Genomic DNA, 26,989 nt, shown 5'->3' on the forward strand with positions numbered 1-26,989 from the left:
GCGGGTTTTTTGCAGCAACATTAACGCTTGCTGAACTGCTTGCGACGACGTGCCTTGCGGAAGCCGACCTTCTTACGTTCGACTTCACGGGCATCGCGGGTCACAAAGCCAGCTTGCGACAGTGCGGGCTTCAGGGTCGCGTCGTAGTCGATCAGGGCACGCGTGATGCCGTGACGGACTGCGCCGGCCTGGCCGGTTTCACCGCCGCCGTGGACGTTGACTTTGATGTCGAACGATTCCAGGTGGCCGGTCAGTTCCAGCGGCTGGCGCACGATCATGCGGCCAGTTTCGCGGGCGAAGAACTCGTCGACGGGCTTGCCGTTGACAACGATCTTACCCGTGCCCTTCTTGATGAAAACGCGAGCCACCGAAGTTTTGCGACGGCCGGTTCCGTAATTCCAGTTACCGATCATGGCGTTTCCTTAGATATCCAGCGTCTTGGGCTGCTGGGCGGTGTGCGGGTGCTCGGCACCGGCATAGACCTTCAGCTTCTTGATCATGGCGTAGCCCAGAGGACCCTTGGGCAGCATGCCCTTGACGGCCTTCTGAATGGCGCGACCGGGAAAACGCTCTTGCATTTTCTCGAAGTTCGTTTCGCGGATACCGCCCGGGTACGTGGTGTGGCGGAAGTACTTCTTGTCCTTCGCCTTGGTACCGGTAACGACGATATCGGATGCGTTGATGATGACGATGTAATCGCCAGTATCAACGTGCGGCGTGAATTCAGGTTTGTGCTTGCCACGCAGACGACGTGCGACTTCGCTGGCCACACGACCGAGGACTTTGCCCTTGGCGTCGATCACAAACCAGTCACGTTGGACTTCATGCGGCTTGGCCACAAAGGTCTTCATGATGGTTCCTAAGAATAAAAAGTTCTTGCTGACTAGAACGTCTAGCCAGTGTTCTTTCCCCAACTAGACAAGAATCCTGGCGACGTGAAATCGTTGGATTTCAAGTTCCGGGCCTTATCTTTATGACGTCCCGCCTAAGCGTTATTACCCGCCCGTGCAATGGTCAAAATGAGGGAAAGCCTGAAATTCTAACACGGTTGCTCAAAAAATGGGCAAGCGGGAAGAATTCAGGAGGCTATCGGCCACGCCCGCGGGCGCAGCCGATGTGCATGCGATTCGGGGACAAATCCCCGAGGCAGGGGCGCGCTCAGGCGCCCAGATACGCTTCCAGCACCCGCGGGTGGCCCAGCAATTCGCGGCCGGTGCCGGTCAGCGCCATGGCGCCGTTCTCAAGCACATAGCCGTTCTGGGCGATCTTCAGCGCCTGGCGCACGTTCTGCTCCACCAGGAACAGGGTCAGGCCGTCGGCGTTGATGGCGCGCAGCGAACGGAAGATCTCCTGCACGACGATCGGCGCCAGGCCCATCGACGGTTCGTCCAGCAGCAGCAGGCGGGGCTTGGCCATCAAGGCCCGGCCGATGGCCAGCATCTGCTGTTCGCCGCCCGACAGGTTGCCGGCGATGCCGGTGATCCGCTCTTTCAGGCGCGGAAACAGGTTGAACACGTATTCCAGGTCGGAATCCACGTTCTTCAGGCCGCGGCGGTAAGCGCCCAGCTCCAGGTTTTCCAGCACCGTCATGGTGGTGAGGATGGCCCGGCCTTCCGGCACCTGCACAATGCCGCGCGCCACGAGCTGGTGCGGGGCCAGGTTGGTGACGTCTTCGCCTTCGAACAGGATGCGGCCGCGCGCTTTGGGCAGCAAGCCCGACAGCGCCAGCAGCGTGGTCGATTTGCCGGCGCCGTTGGCGCCGACCAGGGCGGTGATTTCTTTGGCGTTCAGGTCCAGATCGATGCCGCGGACGGCTTCGATATGGCCGTAGTTGACCTCGAGTCCGCGGACTTCCAGCATCGCGCTCATTTGGCGGCCTCCGCTTGTTCGGTGTCTTCGTCGTCTTCGCGGCCCAGGTAGGCCTCGATGACCTGCTCATTGTTGCGGATCTCTTCGGGACCGCCGCAAGCGATGATCTTGCCGAAGTTCAGCACCGCGATGCGCTCGCACAGGCCCATGACGAAGCGCATGTCGTGCTCGATCATCAGGATGGTGTAGCCGCGATCGCGGATCGCCAGAATCTCGCGCATGAGTTCGGCGCGTTCGCCGGTATTCATGCCCGCGACCGGCTCGTCCAGCAGCAACAACTTGGGCTCGGTGGCCAGCGCGCGCGCCAGCTCCAGGCGGCGCTGTTCGCCGTAGGACAGGTTATCGGCCAGGTCGTTGGCCTTGTGATCCAGACGCATCCACGTCAGCAGCTCGTGGGCGCGCTCGCGGGCGCGCTTTTCGTGCTCGCGGTAGCCCGGCAGGCCCAGCAGCAGGCTGGGGAAGCCGTAGTTCATGTGGCGATAGGCGCCCACCACCACGTTTTCCAGCAACGTCATCTCTTTGAAGAGACGGATGTTCTGGAACGTGCGCGCAATGCCCATGCGCGTGATGCTGTGCGGCTTCTTGCCCAGCACGCTTTGGCCGTTGAACGTGATCGAGCCGCCGCTGGGCGGCAACAGGCCGGTGATCAGGTTGAACACCGTGGTCTTGCCGGCGCCGTTGGGGCCGATCAGGCCGAAGATCGCGCCTTCGGGCACGGACAGGCTGACGTCATGCAGCACATGCAGGCCGCCGAAGCTCTTGGAGACGGAGGAAAGCTCAAGCATGGCGCTTGCCTCCCTGGCCGCCCCGGCCTTGACGCGCCCAGCGCTTGAAGCGCGCCGGGTCCCAGATGCCTTGCGGCAGGAACAACACAATCACCACCAGAATCACTCCGTTCGCGATCAGACGCAAATCCGCGAAGCCGCGCAGCAGCTCGGGCAGCACCGTAATGATGAAGCTGCCCAGGACAGGACCCGCCAGGCCGCCGATGCCGCCCAGGATGGCCATGGTCAGGATTTCAACGCCCCGGTCGAAACCGTATTCGTTGGGACCGATGAAGAAGGTCAGGTGCGCGTTCAGGGCGCCGGCCAGGCCTGCGATCATCGCGCCGGCCACGAAGGCCAGCATCTTGTTGGCACGCACGTCGATGCCCATCAGGCCCGCGGCCGTTTCGTCGCCGCGAATGGCGTCGAACGAACGGCCTATCTTGGAGGCGCGAACGCGCCAGAGCACAAACAGGACGATGACGACCGCCAGCACCACATGCCACCACTGCGTCAGCTGCGGGATGCCGTTCAGGCCCAGCGCGCCGCCGGTGAGGGACTCGGTGTTCAGGATGGTCACGCGCACGACTTCACCGAAGCCCAGCGTGGCCATGGCCAGATAGACCCCTGACAAGCGCAAGGTCGGCAAGCCGATCAGCGCCGCTACCAGCGCGGGCGCCGCCATGCCGCCGGCCAGGGCGACCGTGAACGGGGCGTCGTAGTTCATGGTGAGCAGCGCGGCGGTGTACGCCCCGATGCCCATGAAAGCGGCGTTGGCCATGGCCAGCATGCCGCAGGCCAGGGTCAGCCAGATGGAGAGGGCCAGCAAGGCATTGGTGCCCAGCGTGAGCACCAGGTTGCCGTAGATGGCCCAGAAGTTTTCGAATCCGCTCATTCTTTAAGCCTTGCGTTGAACCACTTTGCCGAACAGACCTTGCGGGCGCACCAGCAGGATCAGGAACAGCAGGCCGAAAGCCACCGCATCGCGCATGGTGGAACCGACGTACGCGACCGACAGCACCTCGGCGAAGCCCAGGAAGAGCCCGCCCAGCATGGCGCCGCGGATGTCGCCCATGCCGCCCAGGATGATGACCGCAATGCCCTTGTGCAGCATCGGCTGGCCCATCAACGGGAACAGCGCGTTCGAGTACAGCCCGATCAGCACGCCGGCTACGCCGCCCAGGGCAGCTGCGGCGAACGAGGTGGTGACGAACAGGCGCTCGACGTTGATGCCCAGCAGCCAGGCGGCCTTGGGCGATTCGGCAATGGCGCGCAGCGCGCGGCCGAATTGCGTGCGGCGCATGACGTACATCAGCACGGCCATCAGCGCGAACGACAGGAAGATGATGCCCAGCTCGATGACGGTCAGGTGCAGACCGGCAACTTCGATCACTTCCTCGGGTACGGTGCCGTGCGGGAAGCGCAGGTTGCTGGCGCCGAAAATGCTTTGGGCGCCGTTATTCAGGATGATGCCCACGCCAATCGTGGCGATCATGGGGATCAAGTGCGGCGCGTTGCGCTTGCGCAGGGGCTTGAGCACCAGGTAGTCGATGATGACCCCGGTGAAGCCGGCCACGAAGAACGCGACCATCAGCGCACCCCACAGGGGCAGGCCGAAGTGCTGGACGACGAACAGTGCCGCGTAGGCGCCAACCATGAAGACGGCGCCATGCGCCAGGTTGATCACCCCGAGCACGCCGAAGATCAGCGTGAAGCCCAGCGCGAACAGTGCATACACACAGCCCAGCGACAAGGCATTGACGAATTGTTGTTCGAACATGATGGGACTTTCCAGATCTATGAGGGCCTCCACGCGCCCGCTGCGTGGTCCGGCTCTCCCCGAGGGAGGCCATTTTTGTCTTGGGACGGCCCTACGATAAAAAGCGCCTTGCGGACAGCGCTGCCGTCCGCAAGGCGCATCCCCCCGCGCGGGGATGCGTACTGCTTACTTCTCGATGACGTACTTGCCGTCCTTGGTCACGCTGACGATCGGCGCCTGGTCGGCGTCGTAGCCGGCCGGCTTGCCGGCGCGGTCGTTGGCTTGACGGAACTTGAACGCGCCAGTGGCACCGGTCCAGGTCACGGAAGGCAGGGCGTCGCGCAGGGCAGCGCGGTCCTTGGGCAGTTCGCCGGTGATCTTGGTGTTCTTCAGCGCCTGGGCCACGATGTACATGGCGTCATACGACTGGGCTGCGAACTGGTCGGGCGAACCGTTGAACTTGGCCTTGTAGGCGTCGATGAACTTGACGTTCTCGGGGGCCTTGTTCTCGATCGACCACGGGCTGCCGATCCACAGATTGTTCGATGCGCCGCCAGGGGCCAGGTCGAAAATCTTGACCGAGTTCATGCCGTTGCCGCCGATGACGGGCACGTTCAGGCCCAGTTGGCGGGCCTGCACCATGATCGGGGCGCCTTCGGCCAGCAGTGCGGACAGCACGATGGCGTCGGGGTTGGTGCCCTTGATCTTGGTCAGCTGGGCCTTGAAGTCCACGTCGCCCTTGGCGAACGTTTCGGTCGTCGTGACCGGGATCTTCTGGTCTTCCAGGGCCTTCTTGAAGTTGTCGTAGCCGCTCTTGGTGAAGACGTCGTCGTTGCCGTAGAGCACCGCCACGTTCTTCAGGCCGGTCTTGGCCTTGACGGTGGAGATGGTGGCCGGCAGCACGTCGGCTTCGGTGACCGAGTTGCGGAACACGTAGTTGCCGATGGAGGTGATGCCGTCAGCGGTGTTGGACGTGCCGAAGGCGACCGTCTTGGCAGCCTGGGCGATCGGGTCGGCGGCTTGGGCCGAGTTCGACAGCGTCGGGCCGAAGACCATCAGGACGTTGTCCTTGAAGATCAGTTTCTTGAAGACGTTGATGGCTTCTTCTTTCTTGCCTTGTTCGTCCTCGACCACCAGCACGAGCTTGTTGCCGTTGATACCACCCGCAGCGTTGATTTCGTCAGCGGCAAGCTGGAAACCATTGCGGATCGAGACGCCGTACTGGGCGGCGCCGCCGGACAGGGCTTCCGCCACACCCAGCTTGATGTCAGCCGCGTGCGCAGCCGGGACGATACCGGCGGCGATCAGCGCGGCCAGCAGCTTCTTGGTCTTGGATTGCATGGTTGATACCACCTTAAAGTCTGTCTCGGAATATTGGTAATCCGGGCTGGTGTAATCCCGCCGGATTGACGTCTTATGCCGCCTAAAGGCGCCATGATTGCGCGTCAAGACCCGGGATATTACTCCTTTGTATCAGGCCGAAACTCGAATGTGGTTCGAGAAAAGCCCGAAAACCGCCCATTTTTTTGTAAAAAACGCGGTATTACTAGCAAAAACCCTACTCTCCGCCGAATGCCGTTCAGCCTGCGGCGAACCTCCCTGCTACCTGCCCGACAGCGCCACGCCCAGGTACTGGCCGTAAGCGCTTTCGGTCAAACGGAACCACGGCATCTCGCTGTCGCGAAAGCCCATGTAACTGTCGAGTATGGCCTTGAACTTCGGGTCTTTAGCCGCCAAGTCCTTGTAAGCCTGTTGCGTCGTTTCGAACGCCACGTCCATGATGGCACGCGGAAATGTGCGGATTTGCGCGCCGCTTGCCGTCAGTTGCGCCAGCGCGGCGGGGTTGCGAGCGTCGTAGCGCGCGGTCAGGGAGACATGCGCGGCCAGCGATGCGGCCTGCACCACCGCCTGGTAGTGCTTCGGCAGCTTGTTCCAGGCCTCGTCGTTGATATAGAGGGAAAGCTGTTCGCCGCCCGCCCACCAGCCGGGTGCGTAGTAATACTTAGCTACCTTATTCAGACCTAGCTTGTCATCGTCATAGGCGCCCGCGCCGGCCACGGCCTGCAGCCCGTCTTTTTCAAAGGCCTCGGCCAGCGGCTTGGCCGGGTCCGCCGGTTGCGGCGACACGCCCATGCGTCCGAGCACGTCGGCGGCCAGCCCGCCCACCCGCATCTTCAGATCTTTCAGGTCGGCCAGGCGCTTGATTTCGCGGGTGTACCAGCCGCCCATCTGCGCCCCGGTGTTGCCCAGCGGGAAATTGATGATCTTTTCCGGTTTGAAGAGCTCGCGGGTCAGGCGCAGGCCGTCGCCTTCGCTCATCCAGGCGTTCATCTGGCGCGCGTTCAACCCGAAGGGCACGGCGGCGTCGAAGCAGAAGGCGGGGTTCTTGGCGAAAAAGAGGCGCGACGATCCGTGGCCGCATTCCACCTTGCTGGTAGAGACGGCTTCCAACAGGTCTGAGGCGGGGACGATCTCGCCGTCGGGGAAGTGGCGGATGTTGAACTTGCCGCCCGTGGCTTCCGAGACGAATTTGCAGAAATGCTCGCCGGCGCCGATGCGCAGGTCCAGGGCAGCGGGAAAAGCAGACGACAGGCGCCAGCTCAAAGACGGCATGTCCTGCGCGAACGCAGGCGTGCTGACGGCGGCCCCCGTGGCGACGGCGCCGAGTCCGGCGTGCTTCAAGAATGAACGTCGTTGCATCTCTTTGCTCCTTACTGCAACACCAAGGACTTCGAGCAATACCCGCCGGATATTACACGGGGATATCGGTGTTGGTGGCTAGAGGAATTCCCGAGAGGGGGAGATGATGGGTGGAGCGCGAGGAAACGTGGATCAGGACACCGGCATGCGCCGCGCGCAACCCATCGTTTCCCCCGGCGATCACGTTCCCGCGATGGCCATTTGCTCGATCAGGATCGAGCCGGTGGTCTTGGTGCCGCGCGAAATGGTGTCCGCGCCCACGGCGACGATCTGCTGGAACATGTCCGCCAGATTGCCGGCGATGGTGATTTCCTGCACAGCATGCTGGATCTTGCCGTTTTCCACCCAGTAGCCGAATGCGCCGCGGGAGTAATCGCCCGTGACGTAGTTGACGCCCTGGCCGATCAGCTCGGTGACAAGGAAACCCGTGCCCAGCTTCTTCAGCATGGCTTCGAAATCGTCGCCGCGCTTGGTCAGCGTGGAGCTGAACACCAGGTTGTGCGAGCCGCCGGCGTTGCCGGTAGTAGCCATGCCCAGCTTGCGGGCCGTGTAGGACGACAGGAAATAACCTTCCAGCACGCCGGCCGACACCACGTTGCGGCGGCGCGTGCGTACGCCCTCGTCGTCGAAGGGCGAGCTGCCCATGCCGCCACGGATGTGGGGGTCTTCGGTCAGGTTGATGTGCTTGGGGAAGATCGGCTTGCCCAGCGAGTCCACCAGGAAGCTGGCCTTGCGGTAGAGCGCCCCGCCGTTGACGGCCTGGGTCAGCGCGCCGACCAGCCCCAGCGCCAGCGGCGCCTCGAACAGGACGGGAAACTTGCCGGTGCGGATGCGGCGGGCCGACAGGCGGCTCAGCGTGCGCTCGGCAGCGTAACGGCCGATGGCCTCGGGCGAGGCCAGCTTGGCCGGATCGCGCTCGGACGTGTACCAGTAGTCGCGCTGCATGCCGTTGCCGCGGCCCGCGATGGGCGCCACCGACAGGCTGTGGCGCGAATACGGGTAGCCCCCCAGGAAGCCCCGGGTGTTGCCCATGACGAACTGGCCTTCGTAGGTGCCCACGGTGGCGCCGTCGGTGTTCGTGATGCGGGCGTCGACGTCGCGCGCAGCGCGTTCGGCGCGCAACGCGAGTTCGGCGGCTTCTTCGGTGGACACGCTCCAGGCGCGGTGCAGGTCCAGGTCGGGGAATTCGGTGGCCAGCTGATCGGCATCGGGCAGGCCGGCGGCCGGATCGGCAGCGGTATGGCGGGCGATGTGCCAGGCGGCCTCGACGGTCTGGCGCAGCGCCGCTTCGGAAAAGTCGGAGGTCGAGGCGGACCCGCGGCTCTGGCCGGCGTAGACCGTCAGGTCCAGCGAGCGATCGCGTGTCTGCTCAACGGTTTCGATATCGTTCTTTCGGACCGAGACCGACAGGCCCAGGCTTTCCGAGACTTCCGCCGCGGCGTCGGAAGCGCCGATCTGGCGCGCGTAGGCGAGGGTTTGTTCGACGAGTTCGGAAAAACGCGCGTGATTCGCCGCCAGCGGCAAGGATGAGGAGGATTTAACCATTGCTGTCCAATTTGCAGAGACGGTTATCATAGCCAAGTCTGTCATTGCGCAGTTTTCCATGAATTCCCATACTGAAGAAGAATCCGTCGACGACGGTTACGATGAAAACGGCTACGACCGTCCCAGCAAGTCCCAGGTCAAGCGTGAAATGCACGCCCTGCTGGACCTGGGCAAACAGCTGATCGAACTGTCCCCCGAACGCCTCAAGCAACTGCCGCTGGCCGAACGCCTCTATGAGGCGATCCGCATGGCGCAGCGCACGACCGGCCGCGAAGGCCGCCGCCGCCAGGTCCACTTCGTGGGCAAGCTGATGCGCGACGCCCCCGCCGACGAGATCCGCGCCCAGCTCGATGTCTGGGAAAACGGCTCGCGCGAAGAAACCGCGGCCATGCATCGGCTGGAAACGCTGCGCGACCGCCTGCTGGACGACGACGACCTGCTGACCAAGCTGCTGGCGAACAATCCGCAAGCCGATGCGCAACAACTGCGCACGCTGATCCGCGCCGCGCGCAAGGAAAAGCTGGGCAACGCCTCGCTGCTGCAAGGCCAGGAACCGCAGAAGAAGCACTATCGTGCGCTGTTCCAGGCCTTGAAGACCCTGACGCTCTGATTCCCCTTCTCTGAATTTCCCGCCGGCCGTCCATGAACGCTTCCACCGACCTGCTCGATTGCATCGAGATCGAAACCGCCCCCAATCCCACGCACGCCGTGATCTGGCTGCACGGCCTGGGTGCCGACGGCAATGACTTCGCGCCCATCGTGCCGGAACTGGACCTGCCCGCGGGCCTGGGCGTGCGCTTCGTGTTTCCGAACGCGCCGGTGCAGCGCGTGACGATCAACAACGGCATGTCGATGCGCTCCTGGTACGACATCCTGGTGATGGACCTGGTGCGCGTGGAAGACGCGAAGGGCATCCGGGCATCCGAGGCCGCCATCCACAAGCTGATTGCGCGCGAAAACGCCCGGGGCATCCCCACATCGAACATCGTGCTGGCCGGGTTTTCGCAAGGCAGCGCCATGACGCTGCACACGGGCCTGCGCCTGCCGGAGAAACTGGCGGGCATGATGGCGCTGTCGGGTTACCTGCCGCTCGCGGATACCGCCGAAGCCGAACGCCACAGCGCCAACAACGCCACGCCGATCTTCATGGCCCACGGCCAGTACGACCCGGTCGTGTCGCTGGCGCGCGCCGAGGCGTCGCTGGCTGAACTGAAGCGCCTGGGCTACGACGTGCGCTGGCACACGTATCCCATGCCGCATTCGGTGTGCGCCGAAGAAGTCCGAGACATTTCGGCGTTCTTGAATGGCGTGTGGGGTTGATCTCGGGTTGATGATGGGTTGCGCGCGTTGGGCGTCAGCGCCCTCTCGCGCCTGACCTCGCGCTTCACCCATCCTGCGAAGCACGGCAAGCTTTCGCCTGTCCGGCGCGCGAAATCCATCGTTTCCCGCCGGCCGCTATAGCCCACGCCCAAACGGCCAAATCCCATTCCTGTATACCAAGTGGTATTCAAGCCCTGAATTTTCCGGGCTTGGCTGGCGCTCGTCCATAGAGAAAAACGCCAATCGCAAAATACTTGTCGCCTGTTTGTATTGAATATAGTATTCGATCCATGCCTTAGGGCCCGGGCAGTGATCGTTCGGGCTTCCCTGTTGTTGTTGTCGATTCCATCCCATTGGCCGTGTTGCGCCGGGTTTCGGCGTGCCATACAAGACGCAGGAGAAAGTCCCGTGAAATCCTTGCCATTGCCCCGCCTGGCGGGCGTAGCGCTGCTTGCGCTGTTCATTCCGCTGGCCGCCCACGCCGAAGCCCTGAATCCCCCCGTGAAGGTCCGCTACGAAGAGGTGGTGCGTTCCATCCTCTACGTGCCCAAGTACGTGGCCCTGTCGCAGGGGTACTTCAAGGATGCCGGGCTGGACGTGTCGATGAAGACATCCCAGGGCACCGACAAAGGCATGACGGCCCTGCTCTCGGGCAGCGCCGACATCGTGCTGATCGGTCCCGAGGCATCCATCTACGTGCAGAACAGCGAATCGCCGGTCAAGCCGAAGATCTTCGCCGGCCTGACGGCCACCGACGGGTTCTTCCTTTTGGCGCGCAAACCCATCGAGAAGTTCGACTGGTCGATGCTCAAAGGCAAGGACGTCATCGGCTTTCGGCCGGGATCCAACCCCATCGTGTTCCTGGAAACCGCGTTGCGCAAGCACGGGCTTGACCCCCAGAAGGACGTGAAACTGCTGAACAACATCGGCATTCCGGCGCGCGCTGGCGCGTGGATGGCGGGGCAAGGCGAATACGGCATCTTCCTGGAACCCGAGGCCGGCGAACTGGTGCGCAACGGCAAGGGTTATATCGTGGCCTCCGTCGGCCATGAAGTGGGCCAGGTGGACTACACCGTCTTCACCGCCACCGACAAATACATCCGCGACAACCCCAAGGTCATCCAGGCCTGGACCGATGTGGTCGCGCGCGCCGAAAAATACGTGAAGGACACGCCCGCCGCCACGCTGACCCCGCAGATCATGACGTTCTTCCCCGGCATGGACCAGGGCGCCGTGACCGAAGCGATCGAACGCTACAAGCAGTACCAGATCTGGAAGACGTCGCCGCTGGTGACGGCCGAGGCCATGGCGAAGCTGCAGGACATGCTGGTTGCCAGCGCCGTCATGAAGGAAACCGCCCGCGTGAAGTATGAAGACGTGGTGGTGGCCGACTTCGCCAAGAAGGTGCCGTGATGGGAGCCGCCGTCCATAACCTGAAGCCGGCCGTCGCCACGGCGAAGATCGAGCTGCGCGAGGTCTGCCTGTCGTACTTCACGACCGAAGGCGAAACCGAGGCGCTGTCGAACGTGTCGTTCACGCTGGCGCCGGGCGAATTCGTCAGCCTGATCGGGCAAAGCGGCTGTGGCAAGAGCACCTTGCTGTCGCTGATTGCCGGGCTGATCCCGCCGACCTCGGGCGCCGTGCTGATCGACGGCCAGGGCGTGACCAAGCCCAATCCGCGCATCGGCTACATGCTGCAGCAGGACTACCTGTTTGAATGGCGCACCATCCTGGACAACGTGATGCTGGGCGCCGAGATCCAGGGCCGGCGCGATGCGCGCAGCGAGGCGCGCGCCGTGCATCTGCTGGAGAAGTGCGGGCTGGGCGCCTTCCTGTCGCACACGCCGCGCCAATTGTCCGGCGGCATGCGGCAGCGCGCGGCGCTGGCGCGCACGCTGGTGACCGAGCCCGACGTGATCCTGCTGGACGAGCCCTTTTCAGCGCTGGATTCGCAGACGCGGCTGGCGATCTCGGACGAAGTGGTGGACATCCTGCGCCGTGAGGGCAAGACGGTGGTGCTGGTCACGCATGACATCGGCGAGGCCATCGCCATGACGGACCGCGTCATCGTGCTGTCGCGCCGGCCCGGCCGGCTGAAAAGCCAGTACCGTATCCACTATGGCGACGGCGCCCGACCGACGCCCTTCCAGGCGCGCTCGCGGCCGGAATTCAACACCTATTTCAAACAGCTCTGGGACGAGTTGGACGTCCACGTGGAGGGTTGACCCATGAATGCGCCCATCGCCAATACCGTCCCTCTGCGCGCCGTTGCCGCGCCCAGCGCCAAGTACCTGGACTACCTGCGCCGCGACCGCGCCCGCAAACGCAACATCCGGCTGTCGCAGGCGCTGCTGCTGGTGGTCTTTCTGTGCGCCTGGGAAATCCTGCCGCGCATGCACATCCTGAATCCGCTGCTGACCAGCTACCCCAGCGCGCTGTGGCCCACCTTCATCGAACTGTGGAACAACGGCCAGCTGGGCAAGCACATCATGACGACGCTGTCGGCCACGCTGGTCGGCTTTACGCTGAGCATGGCGATCGGCATCGTGGTGGCCGCCGCGCTGTGGTGGTCGGACTTCCTGTACAAGGTGCTGGACCCCTTCCTGGTGGTCGCCAACGCCATGCCCAAGATCGCCTTCGTGCCGATCTTCTACCTGTGGCTGGGGTCGGACTACGCCGTGTACGGCATGGCCGTGGCCATCGCGGTATTCGTCACCATCATGGTGGTGTATGCCGGCTTCCGGGGTATCGACCTGAACAAGGTCAAGCTGGCCCACACCTTCGGCGCCAGCCGCTGGCAGGTGCTGACCAAGGTGGTGCTGCCCGGCAGCGTGCCCACCCTGATCGCGGCCGTGAAGATGAACATCGGCCTGGCGCTGGTGGGCGTCATCGTGGGCGAATTCCAGTCCGCGGATTCCGGCCTGGGCTTTTTGATCATGAACGGCAGCCAGGTATTCAAGCTGAACATCGTCATGACCGCCATCGCCATGCTGGCGCTGATCTCCAGCGTGATGTATCTCATCATCTACCGCGTCGAAGCCGCCGTGGCGCGGCGCTACGGATAAGGAACCGCCATGGAATTCCCGCAATGGGTACAGGATCGCGTCGTGGCCCGGCAAGGCTGCCTGCATCCGTATGACGAACTGCCCGCCGCCCGCACGGCGGTGGTCGTGGTGGACATGCAGCAGTACTTCACGCTGCCCGGCTATCAGGGCGAATGCGCGCCGGCGCGCGAGATCATCGCGCCGGTGAACCGCCTGTGCGACGCCGTGCGTGCGGCCGGGGGCACCGTCGTCTGGGTGCAGACCGCATCCGACAACGCCGACGCCTTCTGGTCGCACCATCACGGCGTGATGCTGACGCCCGAACGCAGCGCGCGCCGTCTCGAAACGTTGCGCCGCGATTCGCCGGGTTTCCAGCTGCACCCGGACCTGCATGCGCACGACAAGGACCTGCGCGTGGTCAAGCGCTTCTACAGCGCGATGGCGCCCGGATCGTCCGAGCTGGAACCCCTGCTGCGCGGACTGGGCGTGGACACGCTGCTGATCGCGGGCACCGTCACCAACGTGTGCTGTGAATCCACCGCGCGCGACGCCATGATGCGGGACTTCCGCACCATCATGGTCGACGACGCGCTGGCCGCGGTGACGCCCGCCGAGCACGAGCATTCGCTGCACGGCTGGATGCTGTTCTTTGGCGACGTGTTGTCGGTGGACGAGGTGGCGGCGCGGCTGACGCCGGCGCAAGCAGCCAGAAAGACCGCCTGAGGGACCTGACCCCGCATGGGGTCAGGCCATCGGGTCAGACCATGGGGGTCAGACCAAACCCAACCAGACCCGGCGCATCGTCGGGTCTTCCGGGTCGGCGTCGTTGGTGAAGCCCAGGCTTGTCATCAGCGCCAGCATGGGCCGGTTCGTCGACAGCACCAGGCCGTCGATGTATTCCAGCCCCTGCTCGCGCGCCGCGTCGATCAGCGCCGTCATCAACTGGCGGCCCAGGCCGCGGCGCTGCCAGTCGTCACCGATCACCAACGCGTACTCTGCCCCGCGCCCGTCGGGGTTGCGCAGGTAGTGCGCGAAACCCACGATGACTTCGCGCGGATGACCGCGGTTGGCCGGGTTGGGCACTTGCGTGGCCGCCACCAACGCCAATTCGCGGTGGTAGTCCACCTGCGTGTAGCGCGACACCATGCGCGGGGTCAGCTCGCGCATCATCGACACGAAGCGCATGTAGCGCGAACGCTCCGACAGGCCGCGGATGAACTCCTGCAAGGCGTCGCCGTCTTCCGGGCGGATCGGGCGCAGCACCCACGGGATGCCGTCGCTGAAACGACGCACCTGCACCAGGCGCGCCGGGTACGGGTGGATCGCCATGTGCGGATAGCCCGAGGTCTGCGGCGTTTCACAGCCCGGGGCTTCTGTCAGCAGCAAGCGCAGGCCGCCGGCGCGCAAATGCGTTTCGCCGGCGTAGAGGGGATCGATGTCCAGCGTTTCGATGTCGGGCAATTCCGACACCATTTCGGACACCAGCACCACCGCCTGCTGCAGGGACTCGGCGGCGATATGGCCGATGCGCGGTGCCAGAACGCGGCGCCACAGCCGGCTGCGTTCGATCAGTTGCCGGGCCAGGAAGCCGTTGAGCGGCGGCAGGTCCATGCCGCGGTCCGACACGGACAGCATCGCGTCCGGGCCGCCCGCGCCAAAGCGGATGACCGGACCGAACTGCGGATCGCGCCGCACGCGGATGGCCATCGGACGGGATTCGGGCTCGACCGCGGCAACCTCCACCGGCATGTCGCGCAGCGGTACGTAGAACAGGCCCAGCAGGGTGCGGATTTCAGACGTGTTCAGTTCGCGCCGGCAGTCGGCGCGCACCCGCGCGATGACTTCGCGCGCCGCGGCCAGGTCCGGCACGTGGCTGGGGGGTTCCTGCGGCTGCGTCTGCAGCAGCAACTGCTGGTTGTAATGGTGGGACGCCAGCACGCCAAACGCGTCGGCGGCGGATTCCGGCGTCCGGAAAGCGGACGTGCCCGCGTCGTCCAGCATGCGCCGCAAAGGCCGCATGCCGGCGTCGCCCATGAAGCAACTGACGACGGGCTTTTTCGCCTTGGGCGCGATCTGCGCCAGTTCGCGCGCGACCGCCGGCATGTCGGCCAGCGCATCGGGCGCCAAGAGCACCAGCACGCCATCGACGCCCGCGTCGTCCAGCACCGTTTCCAGGATGGCGCGGATGCGCTCCGGCGTCAGCGGCGTATAGGTGATGACCGGGTTGGCGCTGGCCGCGTCCGGTTCCAGCATGCCCTCGAGTGCGCGCCGCGTGGCGGGCGCCAGCTCGGCGCGCAGCACGGCGGCGTCGGGGCCGATCAGGTCCATGGCCAACTGCGGGGGGCCGTTGCCGTTGGAGATCAGCGCCACGCGCCGGCCCTTGGGGCGGCGCGTGTAGCCCAGCACCTTCACGGCCGAGAACAGCTGCACGAAGTAGCGCACACGCACCGCGCCGGCGCGGCGCAAGGCGGCGTCGAAAATGGCGTCGGCGCTGTCGGCGTCGGACCGGCCGGCCTTCAGCACAATGACCGGCTTGACGCTGGCGGCGGCGCGCAGCGTGCTCATGAATTCGCGGGCGGGGCCCACGTCTTCCAGATACAGCACGATGCTGTCGGTGCGCGGGTCGCTGGCCAGGTAGTCCAGCACCTTCGACAGGCCCACCACCGCCTCGTCGCCCAGCGACACGGCGGTGGAAAAGCCGATATGCACGTCTTCGGCCCAGTCCATGACCGCCGCCATGATCGAGCGCGACTGCGCCAGCAGCGCCACGCGGCCGGCGCGCGCCAGCACCGGGTGCTGGCTGAAGTTCAGGCCCGCATGGGGACGCTGGGCGCCGAAGGAGCGCGGCCCCAGCAGTTCGCAGCGGTTTTCCTCGGCCCAGGCCCGGCACAGGGCCAGCGTGCCGCGCGGATACGGGTCGGGCAGTTCGTGGGGCAAGAGGATTACCGAGCGCGGCGCCAGCGGCGACAGGCGCCGCAGCGTTTCCGGCAGCACGGCCGGTGACACGCAAACCAGGGCCAGATCAGGCCGTTCGCCCGGGGCCAGCCCTTGCAGGGTGGCGGGCAGTTCAGGCGCGGCCCCCGTTTCGCAGGCCACCACGGTGGTTTTCGCCTTGAGCGCGGGCGACAGGGAGGCCGTCGCCGGCAGGGGCCTGTCGGCAACGATCACCAGCGAGCCGGGTTCGAACATCGGGGCAAGAGCGTGTCGCAGCATAGGGGGCAGGCGCTTATCGGGCCCTAATCTAAAATACCGTTCATCGTAACAAGACAATCCCGTCGTCCGCTTGATGTGGACCCTGCCTGACGCCGCTTTGTGGCGCCGCAGCCGCTATCATTGCCACCTATGACCTCCAACGCCTCCTCCCCCATTCGTACCCGTTTCGCGCCTTCGCCCACGGGCTTCCTGCACCTGGGCGGCGCGCGCACCGCGCTGTTCTCCTGGGCCTTCGCGCGCCATCACCAAGGCACTTTCGTGCTGCGCATCGAAGACACGGACGTTGAACGCTCCACGCCGGAAGCGGTGCAAGCCATCCTGGACAGCATGGAATGGCTGGGCATGCAGCCCGATGAAGGCCCCTTCTACCAGATGCAGCGCATGGACCGCTACCGCGAAGTGGTCGCGCAGATGCTGGCCGCCGGCACCGCCTACCACTGCTACAGCTCGCCCGAAGAAGTGGAAGCCATGCGCGAAGCCGCCCGTGCCCGCGGCGACAAGCCGCGCTACGACGGCACCTGGCGCCCGGAACCGGGCAAGACGCTGCCGGCCATCCCCGACGGCCGCAAGCCCGTCGTGCGCTTCAAGAACCCCCAGGAAGGCGCCACCTCCTGGAACGACATGGTCAAGGGCACGATCAGCTTCGACAACACCGAACTGGACGACCTGATCATCGCGCGCCCGGACGGCACGCCCACGTACAACTTCTGCGTGGTGGTCGACGATTGGGACATGGGCATCACGCACGTCCTGCGCGGCGATGACCACGTCAACAACACCCCGCGCCAGATCAACATCCTGCGCGCGCTGGGCGCGACCCTGCCCGAATACGGCCACGTGCCGATGATCCTGGGCCCGGACGGCGAAAAGCTGTCCAAGCGCCACGGCGCGGTCAACGTCATGGAGTACGACAACGACGGCTACCTGCCCGAGGCCATGATCAACTACCTGGCCCGCCTGGGCTGGAGCCACGGCGACGACGAACTCTTCTCGCGCGAGCAACTGGTGTCGTGGTTCGACACCAAGCACCTGTCGAAGTCGGCCTCGCAATGGGATCCGAAGAAGCTGAACTGGGTCAACGCCCACTACATCAAGCAGATGGACAACGCGGAACTGGCAGAACGCGTGGCTCCGCGCGTGGCCAACCGTGGTGGCCATCCGGAAAAGATCGACCTGCCGGGCGTCATGGGCCTGCTGAAAGACCGCGCGGAAACGCTGGAGCAACTGGCAGACGGCGCCATGCTGTTCTGCGCCGAGTTCAAGCCCGCTGCGGCCGAGCTCGTCGAACAGCACCTGACCGCCCCGGCTCGCGAAGCACTGGCCGATTTCGCCCAGCGCGCCCAGGACACTGACTGGACCCGTGAAGCCATTTCGGCGCTGATCAAGGCCGTGCTGGCCGACCGCGGCCTGAAGATGCCGCAACTGGCGATCCCGCTACGCGTGGCCGTCACCGGCCAGACGCAGACGCCCGCCGTTGACGCCGTCCTGGCCCTGCTGGGCAAGCAGACCGTGCTGGCCCGCCTGGCCGCAATCTAAAACCGCCGCCCACCGGCCACGGGCCTTGCGCATCCCAGGATGCGCAAGGCCCGTCTTGTTTCAAGCCTGTTTTTCAAGCCCGATTTTCAGGCCTGTTGAATCGCCGCCCGCGCCTTCAGCGCCCGCGCGAAGAACGCGCCCAGTAGCGGCAGCAGCACGGCAGATCCGCCGAACAGCGCGGCCGCGCCGATCTCGTCGACCACCGCGCCCGCCAGGGCCACGCCGGCCGCCTGCCCCATGAACAGGCAGGACGCGAACCAGGCCACGGCGGTGCCACGCGCCGACGGCACCATCTGCGTCGCGTTGGTCTGCAGCGTGGCGTGCAGCAGGTAATAGCCGAAGCCGGCCAGCACGCTGGCAAGCAGGCTCCACATCCAGACCGGCCCCAGCAGGTAAGACAGGAACGCCACGCTCAGCACCAGGCCGCCCGCGATCGCCAGGCCGCGTTCGCCCAGGCGCTTGAGGATGCGGCCCGCCACCACCGTATAGATCAGGCCGCCCACGGCGTACACCGCCACCAGCGCACCGGCCGCGGTCAGAGAAATATCGAAGCGTTCATGCAGATACGACGGCGCGAACGCCAGGGCGCCGAACACCAGCAGGCCTTCGGCGAAGACCGTCGCCAGCACGATGCGCGCCCACGGCGTGCCCAGCACCAGGCGCGCCTGCGCCACGAAACCTTTAGTGCCGGCCCCCGCCTCGACCCGGCCGAAGCCCGAGACCTGCTGACGCCGCACTTCCAGGTGCAACAGCACGCCCACAGCCAGATACCCCACGACCAGCGCGGCAAAGGCCCAGCGCCAGCCGATGGTGTCGGCGAACAGTCCGCCGGCCAATTGCCCGGCCGACATGCCCAGGATGGTCCCGGTCAGGAAACGCGCCAGCGTCGCCTGCCGGCGTTCGTAGGGCACGTTGTCGCCAATCCAGGCCATCGACAGCGGCACGATGCCCGCCCCCGCCGCGCCCGACAGCGCGCGGCACAAGACCAGCACATCCAGGGACTCGGCCATGACGGCGCCCGCGCTACCCAGCGCGCAGGCCACAGTCGCCACGCTGACGACGCGGTACTTGCCATAGCGGTCGCCGACTGGCCCGAAGAACATCTGCAGCACGCCGTAGGCAACGGCAAACGCCGTCACGGCGCGGGCGGCCTGACCGGTGGTGGTGCCGAATTCCGCCGCCAGTTGCGGCAGCATGGGATCACAGATGCGGAAAGCGCTGGCGCTGACGAAAGCGGCCAGGGCAAGCAGCGCGATGGCGCGTGCTTCGGAGGACATGGCGGGCATGGAGGTCCGGCGGCGAGGCGAAAGTCGAAGCCCGCACCTTACCGCAGCCCGGCCGTCTTGGCGAAGCCGCCGGGCGGAGTGTCCGCCCGGCGCAACGCTTAGTAAGGCAGGCGGTAGCCCGGAGGCATGCGGCGCGCGGTCACGACCTGGCCGCCGGTCTTCAGTTCGCGCAGCGTCAGCTTGGTCTTCTCGACCTTTTCGACGCGGTAGCGGTTCAGGTAGATCGGATCGTTGGCGTCCACCAGTTCGCCGGCGGATTTGGTGGTCCGCATCGTGTAGATGCCGTCTGCCACCGTCCAGCAACCGGTCTCGCGCAGGGCGGGACGCGCCTTGCGGCCGATCTTCAACAGGGTTTCATAGGCCATCGTGCCATCGGCGGACAACACGATCAGCGATTGCAGGTCGCCGCTGACGTCGCGCGGCTTGCTGTTCGACAACCACGTGCCGATCATCGGATCGCCGCTTTGGGCGGGTACGCAAGCCACCGGCTTGGGCGGTTCCGCGGGCTGGGCCTCGGTGATGACGGCGGGTTTCCTGGCGACGCAACCGGCCAGGACCAGAACGGCGCAGGCGATGCCGGCCGAACGCAAATACACACTGCTCATGTCTTCCTCAACACGTCTGTCGACGCGCCGCACCGATCACACCGGCACGTCCTTCGCGCAGCAAACATGACGCACTCTAAAGAGCCGCCTGGGAAGAATCAACGACGATCCGCGCGGAGTGCAATTGCGCAACAGTCGGGCGTTCAAAGCCCCGGGTTTAGCCCTGGAAAACGCACGAATGCGTTGGTTTCAAGCGACACTGCGGCCGCCCCGCACCGCTTTGGCGCGCAGCATTTGTTCCATGCGCGCGGCCGCCGGCGAGAGGCTGCGCCCCGCCAGCCGCGTGATGCCCAATTCGCGTTCGATCCGCGGCCGCGACAGCGGCACGAACGCCAGCCCGGGCGAGTCCGGCGGCACGCCCAGCCGCGCCAGCACCGTCACGCCCACGCCGCGTTCCAGCATGGCCAGCAGCGACATCATGTTCGACACGAACACCTGCCGGTCCAGCATGAACGCGGCCTGCGGATAGCCGGCAAGCTGCCGGTGCGCCACGGTGCCCACGAGCGGCAGGCCCGCGATCTCGCGCCACGTCACCGACTTGCGCCCGGCCAGCGGATGGCCGCGATGGCAGACCAGGCCGAAAGCGTCGCGCAGCAGCGGCTCGAACGACAGGCGGCGATCCTGCAACACCGGGCTGCACACGCCCAGTTCGACCTCGCCTGCCAGCACCATGCGTTCGACGCCTTCGGAGTTGTCGTCGAACAGGCGCAACGCGACCGCCGGGTAGCGCTCGCGGTAGGTGGCCACGAGTTCGGGCAGCCAGTGCGTCGCCACGGTGGCAACAGAGGCCATCGTCAGCGTGCCGGCGCCGTTGTTGGCCAGCCCGGACAGCGCGCCCGCCACGCGGTCGTGATGCTCGACCAGTTCGCGCGCCAGCGGCAGGCAATCCTGCCCGAAGCGCGTGAGCGTGTTGCGGTTGCCGCGTTCGAACAGCGGCTGCCCCAGGCGCTGTTCCATTTCACGGATGGACAAGGACAACGCCGGCTGCGAGCGGAAGGCCCGGGCGGCCGCCGCGCGGAAACTGCGCAGCTCTGCCACCAGCAGGAAATGCCGGTAGTGCGTAATGGACAGGTCAGGCAGGGATCGCATCGGGCAGCTGGATTTGGAAAACTTATCGAATCATAGGAAAAATAAAGTTTTCTCATCATAGGGGCGCACTTAAGATGGCCGCAAGATGAACGCTGCCGCCCCCACTTCCGCCCCCATCGCCACGGACCCGCTGGATTTCAGCCTGGCCGACCGCCTGCCCGCCCGCGCCGCGGGCCAGGGCCGCCTGATCGTCGGCGCGCTGCCGCAAAACGGCCGGCCCGGCCTGCTCTTCGTGCCGGGCGCCTATCACGGCGCCTGGTGCTTTGCGCACTATCTGGACTATTTCGCCGCCGCCGGCCTGGCCTGCGCGGCGCTGGACCTGCGCGGCCATGGCGCGCTGCCCCAGGACGCGGCGTTTGCGTCCACCACCATCGCCGACCTGGGCCAGGACGTGGCCCACGCGCTGGATGCGCTGGAAGGCCCTACGGTCGTGGTGGGCCACAGCATGGGCGCGTTGCCCGCCTTGCTGGCAGCCCGCCAGCGGCCCGTCGCGGGCGCGGTGCTGATGGCGCCGTCACCCCCGGGCGACCTGCCCGGCGCGCTGGCCCTGCCCCCGGTGCCAGACGCCGTGCCGCGCACCGCCCCCGCCCCGGCCGAAATCCGCGCGCGCTTTCTGGCGACCTCGCCCGACCGCGATATCCGCGCCGTCACGCAACGCCTGTGCGCCGAAAGCCCGCAGGTCCTCAACGACCGCTACCTGCTGCGCGTGGCGCTCGGCGACGCTTCTTTCAATGTGCCCGGCCTGTGCCTTGCTGCCGGGCTCGACACCCATGACCGCCATCCGCCCGGGCAGGACCAGGCGATCGCGCAACGCTATGGCTTTTCCCACGCCGTGCTGGCCGAACAGCCGCACTGCATGATGTACGCGGACCAATGGCAAATCAGCGCCGCCGCCATCCTGGCGTGGCACCGCGAGCAGTTCGGCTGAATCTTCATTCCCACACAGCAACGCCAAAACAACGACACATGACCGCGCAAGCACGCGGCCAAGCGCAATCAGGAGACAAGCATGTCCATTCCCCGTTTTCTTCGCCCGGCGCTGTTCGGCGCCGGCCTTGTCCTGGCCGCATCGGCCCACGCCGCAGGCTGGCCCGAAAAGCCCGTGACGATCATCGTGCCGTCCGCGCCCGGCGGCGCAGCCGACCTGACCGCGCGTACGTTCGCCCAATACCTGGGCGAACAGACCGGGCAGACCGTGATCGTCGAAGACCGCCCCGGCGCTGGCGGCATCGTCGGCACCAATGCGTCCAAGAACGCGGCGGCGGACGGCTACACCTTCCTCTTGTCCACGAACTCCACGCACGCCGCCAACCAGTTCCTGTACAAGAGCCTGCCCTACGACGCGCAAAAGGACTTCCAGCAAGTCGGCATGCTGGGCACGTTTGGCACCGTCGGCGTCGTGGCGCCCGGCAGCCCCTACCGCACGGTGCCCGAGCTGGTGGACTACGCCAAGAAGCATCCCGGCGAGGTCTTCTTCGGCTACTACAGCTCGTCCTCGCAAGTGCCGTCGGAACTGTTCAAGCAGCGCGCCGACATCAACATCACCGGCGCGGCCTACAAGAACATCACGCAGATCATCACCGACCTGCGGGGCAAACAGATCAGCTTCGCCTTCGTGGACTACCTGACCGCGATGGGCCAGATCGACGGCAAGGGACTGATCCCCATCGCTGTCACCGGTGCACAGCCGCACGCGGCCTGGCCCAGCGTGCCGACCATGGCGACCTACTACCCGGATTTCGTCGTGGCCGGCTGGCTGGGCCTGTCGGCCCCCGCGCACACGCCGCCGGACATCGTGGCGAAGATGAACGGCTACATGCAGGCGGCAGTCAAGGATGAAGCCACGGCGAAGAAGCTGCACGCCTTGGGTCTGACCCCGGAATCGATGGATGTCGCGCGCTTTGACGCCTTCGTGAAGGAAGACACGGCGCGCTGGAAGGAATGGATCCGCATTTCCGGCATCCAACCCCAATAAACCACTGCGACGGCGGATTTCCCGCTACGAACATTGCGCCCTCTATATATAGAGGGCGCAATGCGCATCACAGCGGCAGGCGCTGTTCGTGCTTGATCTCGCGTAGCGCCACGATGGTGCGCGTCTGGCGGATGCCCGGCATGTTGAAGAGGAACCGGTGCAGGAACCGGTCGTAGGCCTCGGGGCTTTCCACCAGGATCTTCAACAGGAAGTCCGAATCGCCCGTGACCGCATAGCACTCCAGGATTTCGGGGGCATCGCGCACCGAGCGTTCGAAGTTCTCGACCGTACTGGAGGAATGCCGCTCCAGGCTGATCTGCGCGAACATGCATCCCAGCCCCACCTTGCTGCGGTCCACCTGTGCGCTATATCCCTGGATGACCCCGCTAGCCTCCATTGCCTTCACCCGCCGCCATACCGGTGCGGCCGACAGGCCCACCTTCTCCGACAACTGCTGCGCCGAAGCCCGGCCGTCCTCCTGCAAGGCCTTGAGGATGCCGATATCGGTCTTGTCCATCGCTTTGTCTCCTGGTTTTTGTCGAACACGAAATGTTCATTGCGTATTATAGGGATAGCACGATCCGAAAACGCAATAAATCGAATGCTCCGCGAACCTATCATGGTGCGAAATACCAGGAGCATTCACTATGGACGGCACTCCCGCCCCCGAACCCCAGCTGGACCTTGAGTACCAGCTTGCCGACAACCTCACGCGGGAGTCCGGCCGCATCTTCCTGACCGGGACGCAGGCGCTCGTGCGCATCATGCTCACGCAGGCCCGGGTAGACCGCGAACGCGGCCTGAACACGGCCGGTTTCGTGTCGGGCTACCGCGGGTCGCCCCTGGGCGGCGTCGACATGGCGATGTGGAAGTCGAAGAAGGCGCTGGACGCCAGCAAGATCTCCTTCCTTCCCGGCATCAACGAAGACATGGCGGCCACCGCCGTCATGGGGACGCAGCAGGCCGGCGTGCGCGCCGACCGCAACGTCGATGGCGTCTTCGCCATGTGGTACGGCAAGGGCCCGGGCGTGGACCGCGCTGGCGACGCCCTGCATCACGGCAACGCGGCGGGCGCCTCGCGCAACGGCGGCGTGCTGGTGGTGGTGGGCGACGACCACACCGCCGTGTCGTCATCGATCCCGCACGCCAGCGAAGCGTCGCTGATCGGCTGGCAGATGCCCATCGTGCATCCCACGTCCATCGACGAATACGAGACCTTCGCGCTGTGGGGCTGGGCGCTGTCGCGCTATTCCGGCACCTGGGTCGCGTTCAAGGCCGTGTCCGAGACCATCGAAAGCGGCCACTCGTTCACGCCTGCCGCCGTGCACGCCTACGACATGCCCGCCGATCCGGACATGCCGCCTGAAGCGCTGGAGTATTCGGCGCGCGACTTCCTGTCGCTGGCCGTCGAAACGCGCATGAACCTGCGCATGAAGGCCGTGGCCGCGTTCGCGCGCTGCCACAGCATCGACCGCCTGACCTGTCCCGCGCCCCGCGCCACCGTGGGGATCGTGACGGTCGGCAAGGCGCATCTGGATACGATGGAAGCGCTGTCGCGCCTGGGCGTGGACACCGTCACCGCCAATGCGCCCGTGCGCATCTACAAGCCCGGCCTGACCTGGCCGCTGGATGGCGAACGGCTGCTGGACTTCGCGCGCGGCCTGTCGCACATCCTCGTGATCGAAGAAAAAGGCGCGGTCGTCGAAAGCCAGATCAAGGACCTGCTGTTCAACCGGCCCGACCGCCCGTCCGTCATCGGCAAGAAAGGCTTCGACGGCGAAACAATGGTGCCGTCGGCGGGCCAGTTGCGCCCGTCGCTGCTGGCGCAGCCGCTGGCAGGCTGGCTGACCCGCACGGCGGGCCTGCCGCTGGCCGCGGACCTGGCGGCGTTCGAGTGCCAGGCCGCACTGTCCAACGACGCCGACGGCATGCGCCGCCGCCCCTATTTCTGTTCAGGCTGTCCGCACAGCACGTCCACCAAAGTGCCCGAAGGCAGCCAGGCGCTGTCCGGCGTGGGCTGCCACTACATGGCCGCCTGGATGGACCGCGACACTGGCGGCCTGACGCAGATGGGCGGCGAAGGCGTGGACTGGATCGGCTTGTCCCGCTACACCAAGATGCCGCACATCTTCCAGAACATGGGGGAAGGCACCTACTACCACTCGGGTTATCTGGCGATCCGCCAGGCCGTCGCCGCCGGCGCCAACATCACCTACAAGATCCTCTTCAACGACGCCGTCGCGATGACAGGCGGGCAGCCCGTGGACGGCCCGATCTCGGTGCCGCAGATCTGCCAGCAGTTGCGTGGCGAAAACGTGGCGCGCATCGTCGTCACCAGCGACGAGCCCGAGAAATATCAGGGCGTGGACCTGGGGCCGAACATCCGGGTGCACCACCGCCGCGAACTGGACGCGCTGCAACGCGAACTGCGCGAGATCCCCGGCGTGACCGTGCTGATCCACGACCAGACCTGCGCGGCCGAGAAGCGCCGCCGCCGCAAGAAGAACCAGTTCCCGGACCCGGCACGCCGCATGCTGATCAACAGCGCGGTGTGCGAAGGCTGCGGCGACTGCGGCGTGCAATCGAACTGCCTGTCGGTCGTGCCGCTGGAAACGCCGTATGGCCGCAAGCGCGCCATCGACCAGTCCAGCTGCAACAAGGACTACTCGTGCGCGGAAGGCTTCTGCCCCAGCTTCGTGTCCGTCATGGGCGGCAAGCCCAGGAAGAGCGCGGCGCCCAAGACCGACCAGGAACGCCTGCAACGCCTGATCGAACAACTGCCGCTGCCGGCCACGCCCGCGCTTGACCGCCCCTACCGCCTGCTCGTCGCGGGCATGGGCGGCACCGGCGTCATCACCATCGGCGCCATCGTGTCGATGGCCGCGCACCTGGAAGGCCTGTCGGCCGCGGTGCTGGACCTGACCGGCCTGGCGCAAAAGGGCGGCACGGTCGTTAGCCACATCCGCTTGGCGCCCGCTGGCGCCTCCGCCGGCCCCGTGCGCCTGGACTGGCAACAAGCCGACGCCGCCATCCTGTGCGACCCGGTGGCCTCGGTGGCGCCGGATTCTCTGGGCGCGCTGCGCCGCGGGCACACCCAGGTCACCGTCAACACGTACGTGGCCCCGGTCTCCGACTTCACGCGCAACCCCGATGCCGCCATGCGCCCCGAAGCGCTGCTGGCCAAGATCCGCCACGCGGCGGGCGAAGCCAACACGGCCGCCATCGACGCGCACGAAGCCGCGCTGGCCCTGTTCGGCGACAGCATCCTGTCGAACATGTTCATGCTGGGCTATGCGTGGCAGCGCGGCGGCGTGCCGCTGTCGCAGGCCGCCATCAACCGCGCCATCGAACTGAACGGCGTGGCCGTCGCAGCCAATCGCGCCGCGTTCGACAGCGGCCGCCTTGCCGCGCACCAACCCGACGCGCTGGACAGCGCGCTGCGCCCGCGCGCCCAGGTCGTGCAGCTGCACGTGCCCGAGACCTTCGAACGCGCCGTCGCGCGCCGCATCGCGGACCTGACCGCCTACCAGGACGCCGCCTACGCCCGCGAATACCAGGACGTGGTCCAAGCCATCGCGGCCCGCGAACGCGAACTGGCTCCCGAGGCCAAGACCCCGCGCCTGGCGATGGCGGTGGCCCGCGGCCTGTTCAAGCTCATGGCCTACAAGGACGAATACGAGGTGGCGCGCCTGTACACGGGCGAAGCGTTCCAGGCGCAGCTGAAGGGCCAGTTCGAAGGCGACTACAGCCTGCGCTTTCACATGGCCCCGCCGATCTTCGCGCAGAAGGACCCGCGCACCGGCGTGCCGCGCAAGATGACGCTCGGCCCGCGCACCATGACCGCGCTGAAACTGCTGACCCGCCTGAAGGGCCTGCGCGGCACCTGGTTCGACCCGTTCGGCCGCACCGCCGAGCGCAAGATGGAGCGCGCCCTGATCGGCGAGTATCGCCAGACCATAGACCGGCTGCTTGTAGGGTTGACCCGGGACAAGCTCGCGCAAGCAGCTACAATCGCCGGCCTTGCAGAAACCATCCGCGGCTACGGCCACGTGAAGGCTGCGAACGTCGAGAAGTATCGGACGGAATTGGGTCGATTGATGCAGAGCTATACGGCACCGGCCCCGCGCGACATGCCCCTGCGGAAAACCGCATAAACATTCGCTCTGAGCGGTCCTGTCCTGGGCGCGCCTTACTGGGCGCGCCCAGTGCATTTAGTAACAATCTTTTGTGAGCTTCGTCATATCTTCTTCTTGTCCCTGTAGTTCTCGATCACTAGAATTAGTG

24 protein-coding genes are annotated in these 26,989 nt (G+C 65.7%); 10 read left to right on the top strand and 14 right to left on the bottom strand.

Features of this window, described 5'->3' with window-relative positions:
• Nucleotides 1-20: 20 nt before the first annotated feature.
• From rpsI to pmbA, 9 genes are all read right to left on the bottom strand, one after another.
• Entirely contained in the window at nt 21-413 is a 393-nt protein-coding gene (rpsI, locus tag AC3WMU_RS24130) for a 30S ribosomal protein S9 (RefSeq protein ID WP_006226692.1), read from the bottom strand.
• A gap of 9 nt (nt 414-422) precedes the next feature.
• Nucleotides 423-851: a 50S ribosomal protein L13 gene (rplM, locus tag AC3WMU_RS24135; RefSeq protein ID WP_006217309.1), complete on the bottom strand. Its 429-nt coding sequence runs from the start codon at nt 849-851 to the stop codon at nt 423-425.
• 307 nt (nt 852-1,158) lie between these two features.
• Nucleotides 1,159-1,869 carry an ABC transporter ATP-binding protein gene (locus AC3WMU_RS24140; RefSeq protein ID WP_006226691.1) on the bottom strand — a complete coding sequence of 237 codons (711 nt, stop codon included), beginning with the start codon at nt 1,867-1,869 and terminating at the stop codon, nt 1,159-1,161.
• Nucleotides 1,866-2,654, bottom strand: coding sequence for an ABC transporter ATP-binding protein (locus tag AC3WMU_RS24145; protein ID WP_006226690.1), 789 nt, complete (start codon nt 2,652-2,654; stop codon nt 1,866-1,868). The genes AC3WMU_RS24140 and AC3WMU_RS24145 overlap by 4 nt, the downstream gene beginning before the upstream one ends.
• Nucleotides 2,647-3,528 carry a branched-chain amino acid ABC transporter permease gene (locus tag AC3WMU_RS24150; protein WP_006226689.1) on the bottom strand — a complete coding sequence of 294 codons (882 nt, stop codon included), beginning with the start codon at nt 3,526-3,528 and terminating at the stop codon, nt 2,647-2,649. Before AC3WMU_RS24150 ends, AC3WMU_RS24145 begins: the two co-directional genes overlap by 8 nt.
• A 3-nt stretch (nt 3,529-3,531) precedes the next feature.
• Nucleotides 3,532-4,413, bottom strand: a complete 882-nt coding sequence (locus AC3WMU_RS24155) for a branched-chain amino acid ABC transporter permease (protein WP_006226688.1) — start codon at nt 4,411-4,413, stop codon at nt 3,532-3,534.
• A gap of 165 nt (nt 4,414-4,578) precedes the next feature.
• Complete coding sequence (locus AC3WMU_RS24160; RefSeq protein ID WP_006226687.1) at nt 4,579-5,733, bottom strand: ABC transporter substrate-binding protein; 1,155 nt, start codon at nt 5,731-5,733, stop codon at nt 4,579-4,581.
• Between the two features lie 261 nt (nt 5,734-5,994).
• Nucleotides 5,995-7,092, bottom strand: coding sequence for a TRAP transporter substrate-binding protein (locus AC3WMU_RS24165; RefSeq protein ID WP_006226686.1), 1,098 nt, complete (start codon nt 7,090-7,092; stop codon nt 5,995-5,997).
• A gap of 180 nt (nt 7,093-7,272) precedes the next feature.
• Nucleotides 7,273-8,637, bottom strand: a complete 1,365-nt coding sequence (gene pmbA, locus AC3WMU_RS24170) for a metalloprotease PmbA (protein WP_006226685.1) — start codon at nt 8,635-8,637, stop codon at nt 7,273-7,275.
• 58 nt (nt 8,638-8,695) lie between these two features.
• On the opposite strand from pmbA, the gene yjgA reads away from it, so the two are divergent.
• The 6 genes from yjgA to AC3WMU_RS24200 all read left to right on the top strand — a co-directional run bounded on the left by yjgA (nt 8,696) and on the right by AC3WMU_RS24200 (nt 13,724).
• Entirely contained in the window at nt 8,696-9,247 is a 552-nt protein-coding gene (gene yjgA / locus AC3WMU_RS24175; RefSeq protein ID WP_006226684.1) for a ribosome biogenesis factor YjgA, read from the top strand.
• A gap of 32 nt (nt 9,248-9,279) precedes the next feature.
• Entirely contained in the window at nt 9,280-9,957 is a 678-nt protein-coding gene (locus tag AC3WMU_RS24180; RefSeq protein ID WP_006226683.1) for an alpha/beta hydrolase, read from the top strand.
• Nucleotides 9,958-10,365: 408 nt separating this feature from the next.
• Nucleotides 10,366-11,370 (top strand): ABC transporter substrate-binding protein, encoded by a 1,005-nt coding sequence (locus AC3WMU_RS24185; protein WP_006226682.1) that lies wholly within the window; start codon nt 10,366-10,368, stop codon nt 11,368-11,370.
• Entirely contained in the window at nt 11,370-12,182 is an 813-nt protein-coding gene (locus tag AC3WMU_RS24190; protein WP_006226681.1) for an ABC transporter ATP-binding protein, read from the top strand. Before AC3WMU_RS24185 ends, AC3WMU_RS24190 begins: the two co-directional genes overlap by 1 nt.
• 3 nt (nt 12,183-12,185) lie before the next feature.
• Nucleotides 12,186-13,022 (top strand): ABC transporter permease, encoded by an 837-nt coding sequence (locus AC3WMU_RS24195; protein ID WP_006226680.1) that lies wholly within the window; start codon nt 12,186-12,188, stop codon nt 13,020-13,022.
• A gap of 9 nt (nt 13,023-13,031) precedes the next feature.
• A complete protein-coding gene (locus AC3WMU_RS24200) occupies nt 13,032-13,724 on the top strand; it encodes a cysteine hydrolase family protein (protein ID WP_280028897.1) in 693 nt (230 codons plus the stop codon).
• Between the two features lie 48 nt (nt 13,725-13,772).
• Here AC3WMU_RS24200 and AC3WMU_RS24205 read toward each other — a convergent pair whose 3' ends face one another.
• A complete protein-coding gene (locus tag AC3WMU_RS24205) occupies nt 13,773-16,214 on the bottom strand; it encodes a bifunctional acetate--CoA ligase family protein/GNAT family N-acetyltransferase (protein ID WP_454676118.1) in 2,442 nt (813 codons plus the stop codon).
• Between the two features lie 129 nt (nt 16,215-16,343).
• On the opposite strand from AC3WMU_RS24205, the gene gltX reads away from it, so the two are divergent.
• Nucleotides 16,344-17,750 (top strand): glutamate--tRNA ligase, encoded by a 1,407-nt coding sequence (gltX, locus tag AC3WMU_RS24210; RefSeq protein ID WP_424626601.1) that lies wholly within the window; start codon nt 16,344-16,346, stop codon nt 17,748-17,750.
• An 86-nt stretch (nt 17,751-17,836) separates the two neighbouring features.
• Here gltX and AC3WMU_RS24215 read toward each other — a convergent pair whose 3' ends face one another.
• From AC3WMU_RS24215 to AC3WMU_RS24225, 3 genes are all read right to left on the bottom strand, one after another.
• Nucleotides 17,837-19,036, bottom strand: coding sequence for an MFS transporter (locus AC3WMU_RS24215; RefSeq protein ID WP_280028898.1), 1,200 nt, complete (start codon nt 19,034-19,036; stop codon nt 17,837-17,839).
• Nucleotides 19,037-19,134: 98 nt separating this feature from the next.
• Entirely contained in the window at nt 19,135-19,641 is a 507-nt protein-coding gene (locus AC3WMU_RS24220; protein ID WP_006226675.1) for a hypothetical protein, read from the bottom strand.
• A gap of 189 nt (nt 19,642-19,830) precedes the next feature.
• Nucleotides 19,831-20,730 carry a LysR family transcriptional regulator gene (locus AC3WMU_RS24225; protein ID WP_006226674.1) on the bottom strand — a complete coding sequence of 300 codons (900 nt, stop codon included), beginning with the start codon at nt 20,728-20,730 and terminating at the stop codon, nt 19,831-19,833.
• Nucleotides 20,731-20,815: 85 nt separating this feature from the next.
• On the opposite strand from AC3WMU_RS24225, the gene AC3WMU_RS24230 reads away from it, so the two are divergent.
• Together AC3WMU_RS24230 and AC3WMU_RS24235 are read left to right on the top strand one after the other, a co-directional pair.
• On the top strand, nt 20,816-21,658 hold the full coding sequence (locus AC3WMU_RS24230) for an alpha/beta hydrolase (RefSeq protein ID WP_492283068.1): 843 nt from the start codon (nt 20,816-20,818) through the stop codon (nt 21,656-21,658).
• Nucleotides 21,659-21,739: 81 nt separating this feature from the next.
• A complete protein-coding gene (locus AC3WMU_RS24235) occupies nt 21,740-22,705 on the top strand; it encodes a Bug family tripartite tricarboxylate transporter substrate binding protein (protein WP_492283069.1) in 966 nt (321 codons plus the stop codon).
• A 67-nt stretch (nt 22,706-22,772) separates the two neighbouring features.
• Here AC3WMU_RS24235 and AC3WMU_RS24240 read toward each other — a convergent pair whose 3' ends face one another.
• On the bottom strand, nt 22,773-23,222 hold the full coding sequence (locus AC3WMU_RS24240) for an Lrp/AsnC family transcriptional regulator (RefSeq protein WP_006226671.1): 450 nt from the start codon (nt 23,220-23,222) through the stop codon (nt 22,773-22,775).
• 130 nt (nt 23,223-23,352) lie between these two features.
• On the opposite strand from AC3WMU_RS24240, the gene AC3WMU_RS24245 reads away from it, so the two are divergent.
• Entirely contained in the window at nt 23,353-26,859 is a 3,507-nt protein-coding gene (locus AC3WMU_RS24245; protein ID WP_492283070.1) for an indolepyruvate ferredoxin oxidoreductase family protein, read from the top strand.
• Nucleotides 26,860-26,989 lie beyond the last annotated feature (130 nt).

Source organism: Achromobacter sp. FW305-C-13 (assembly GCF_058783475.1).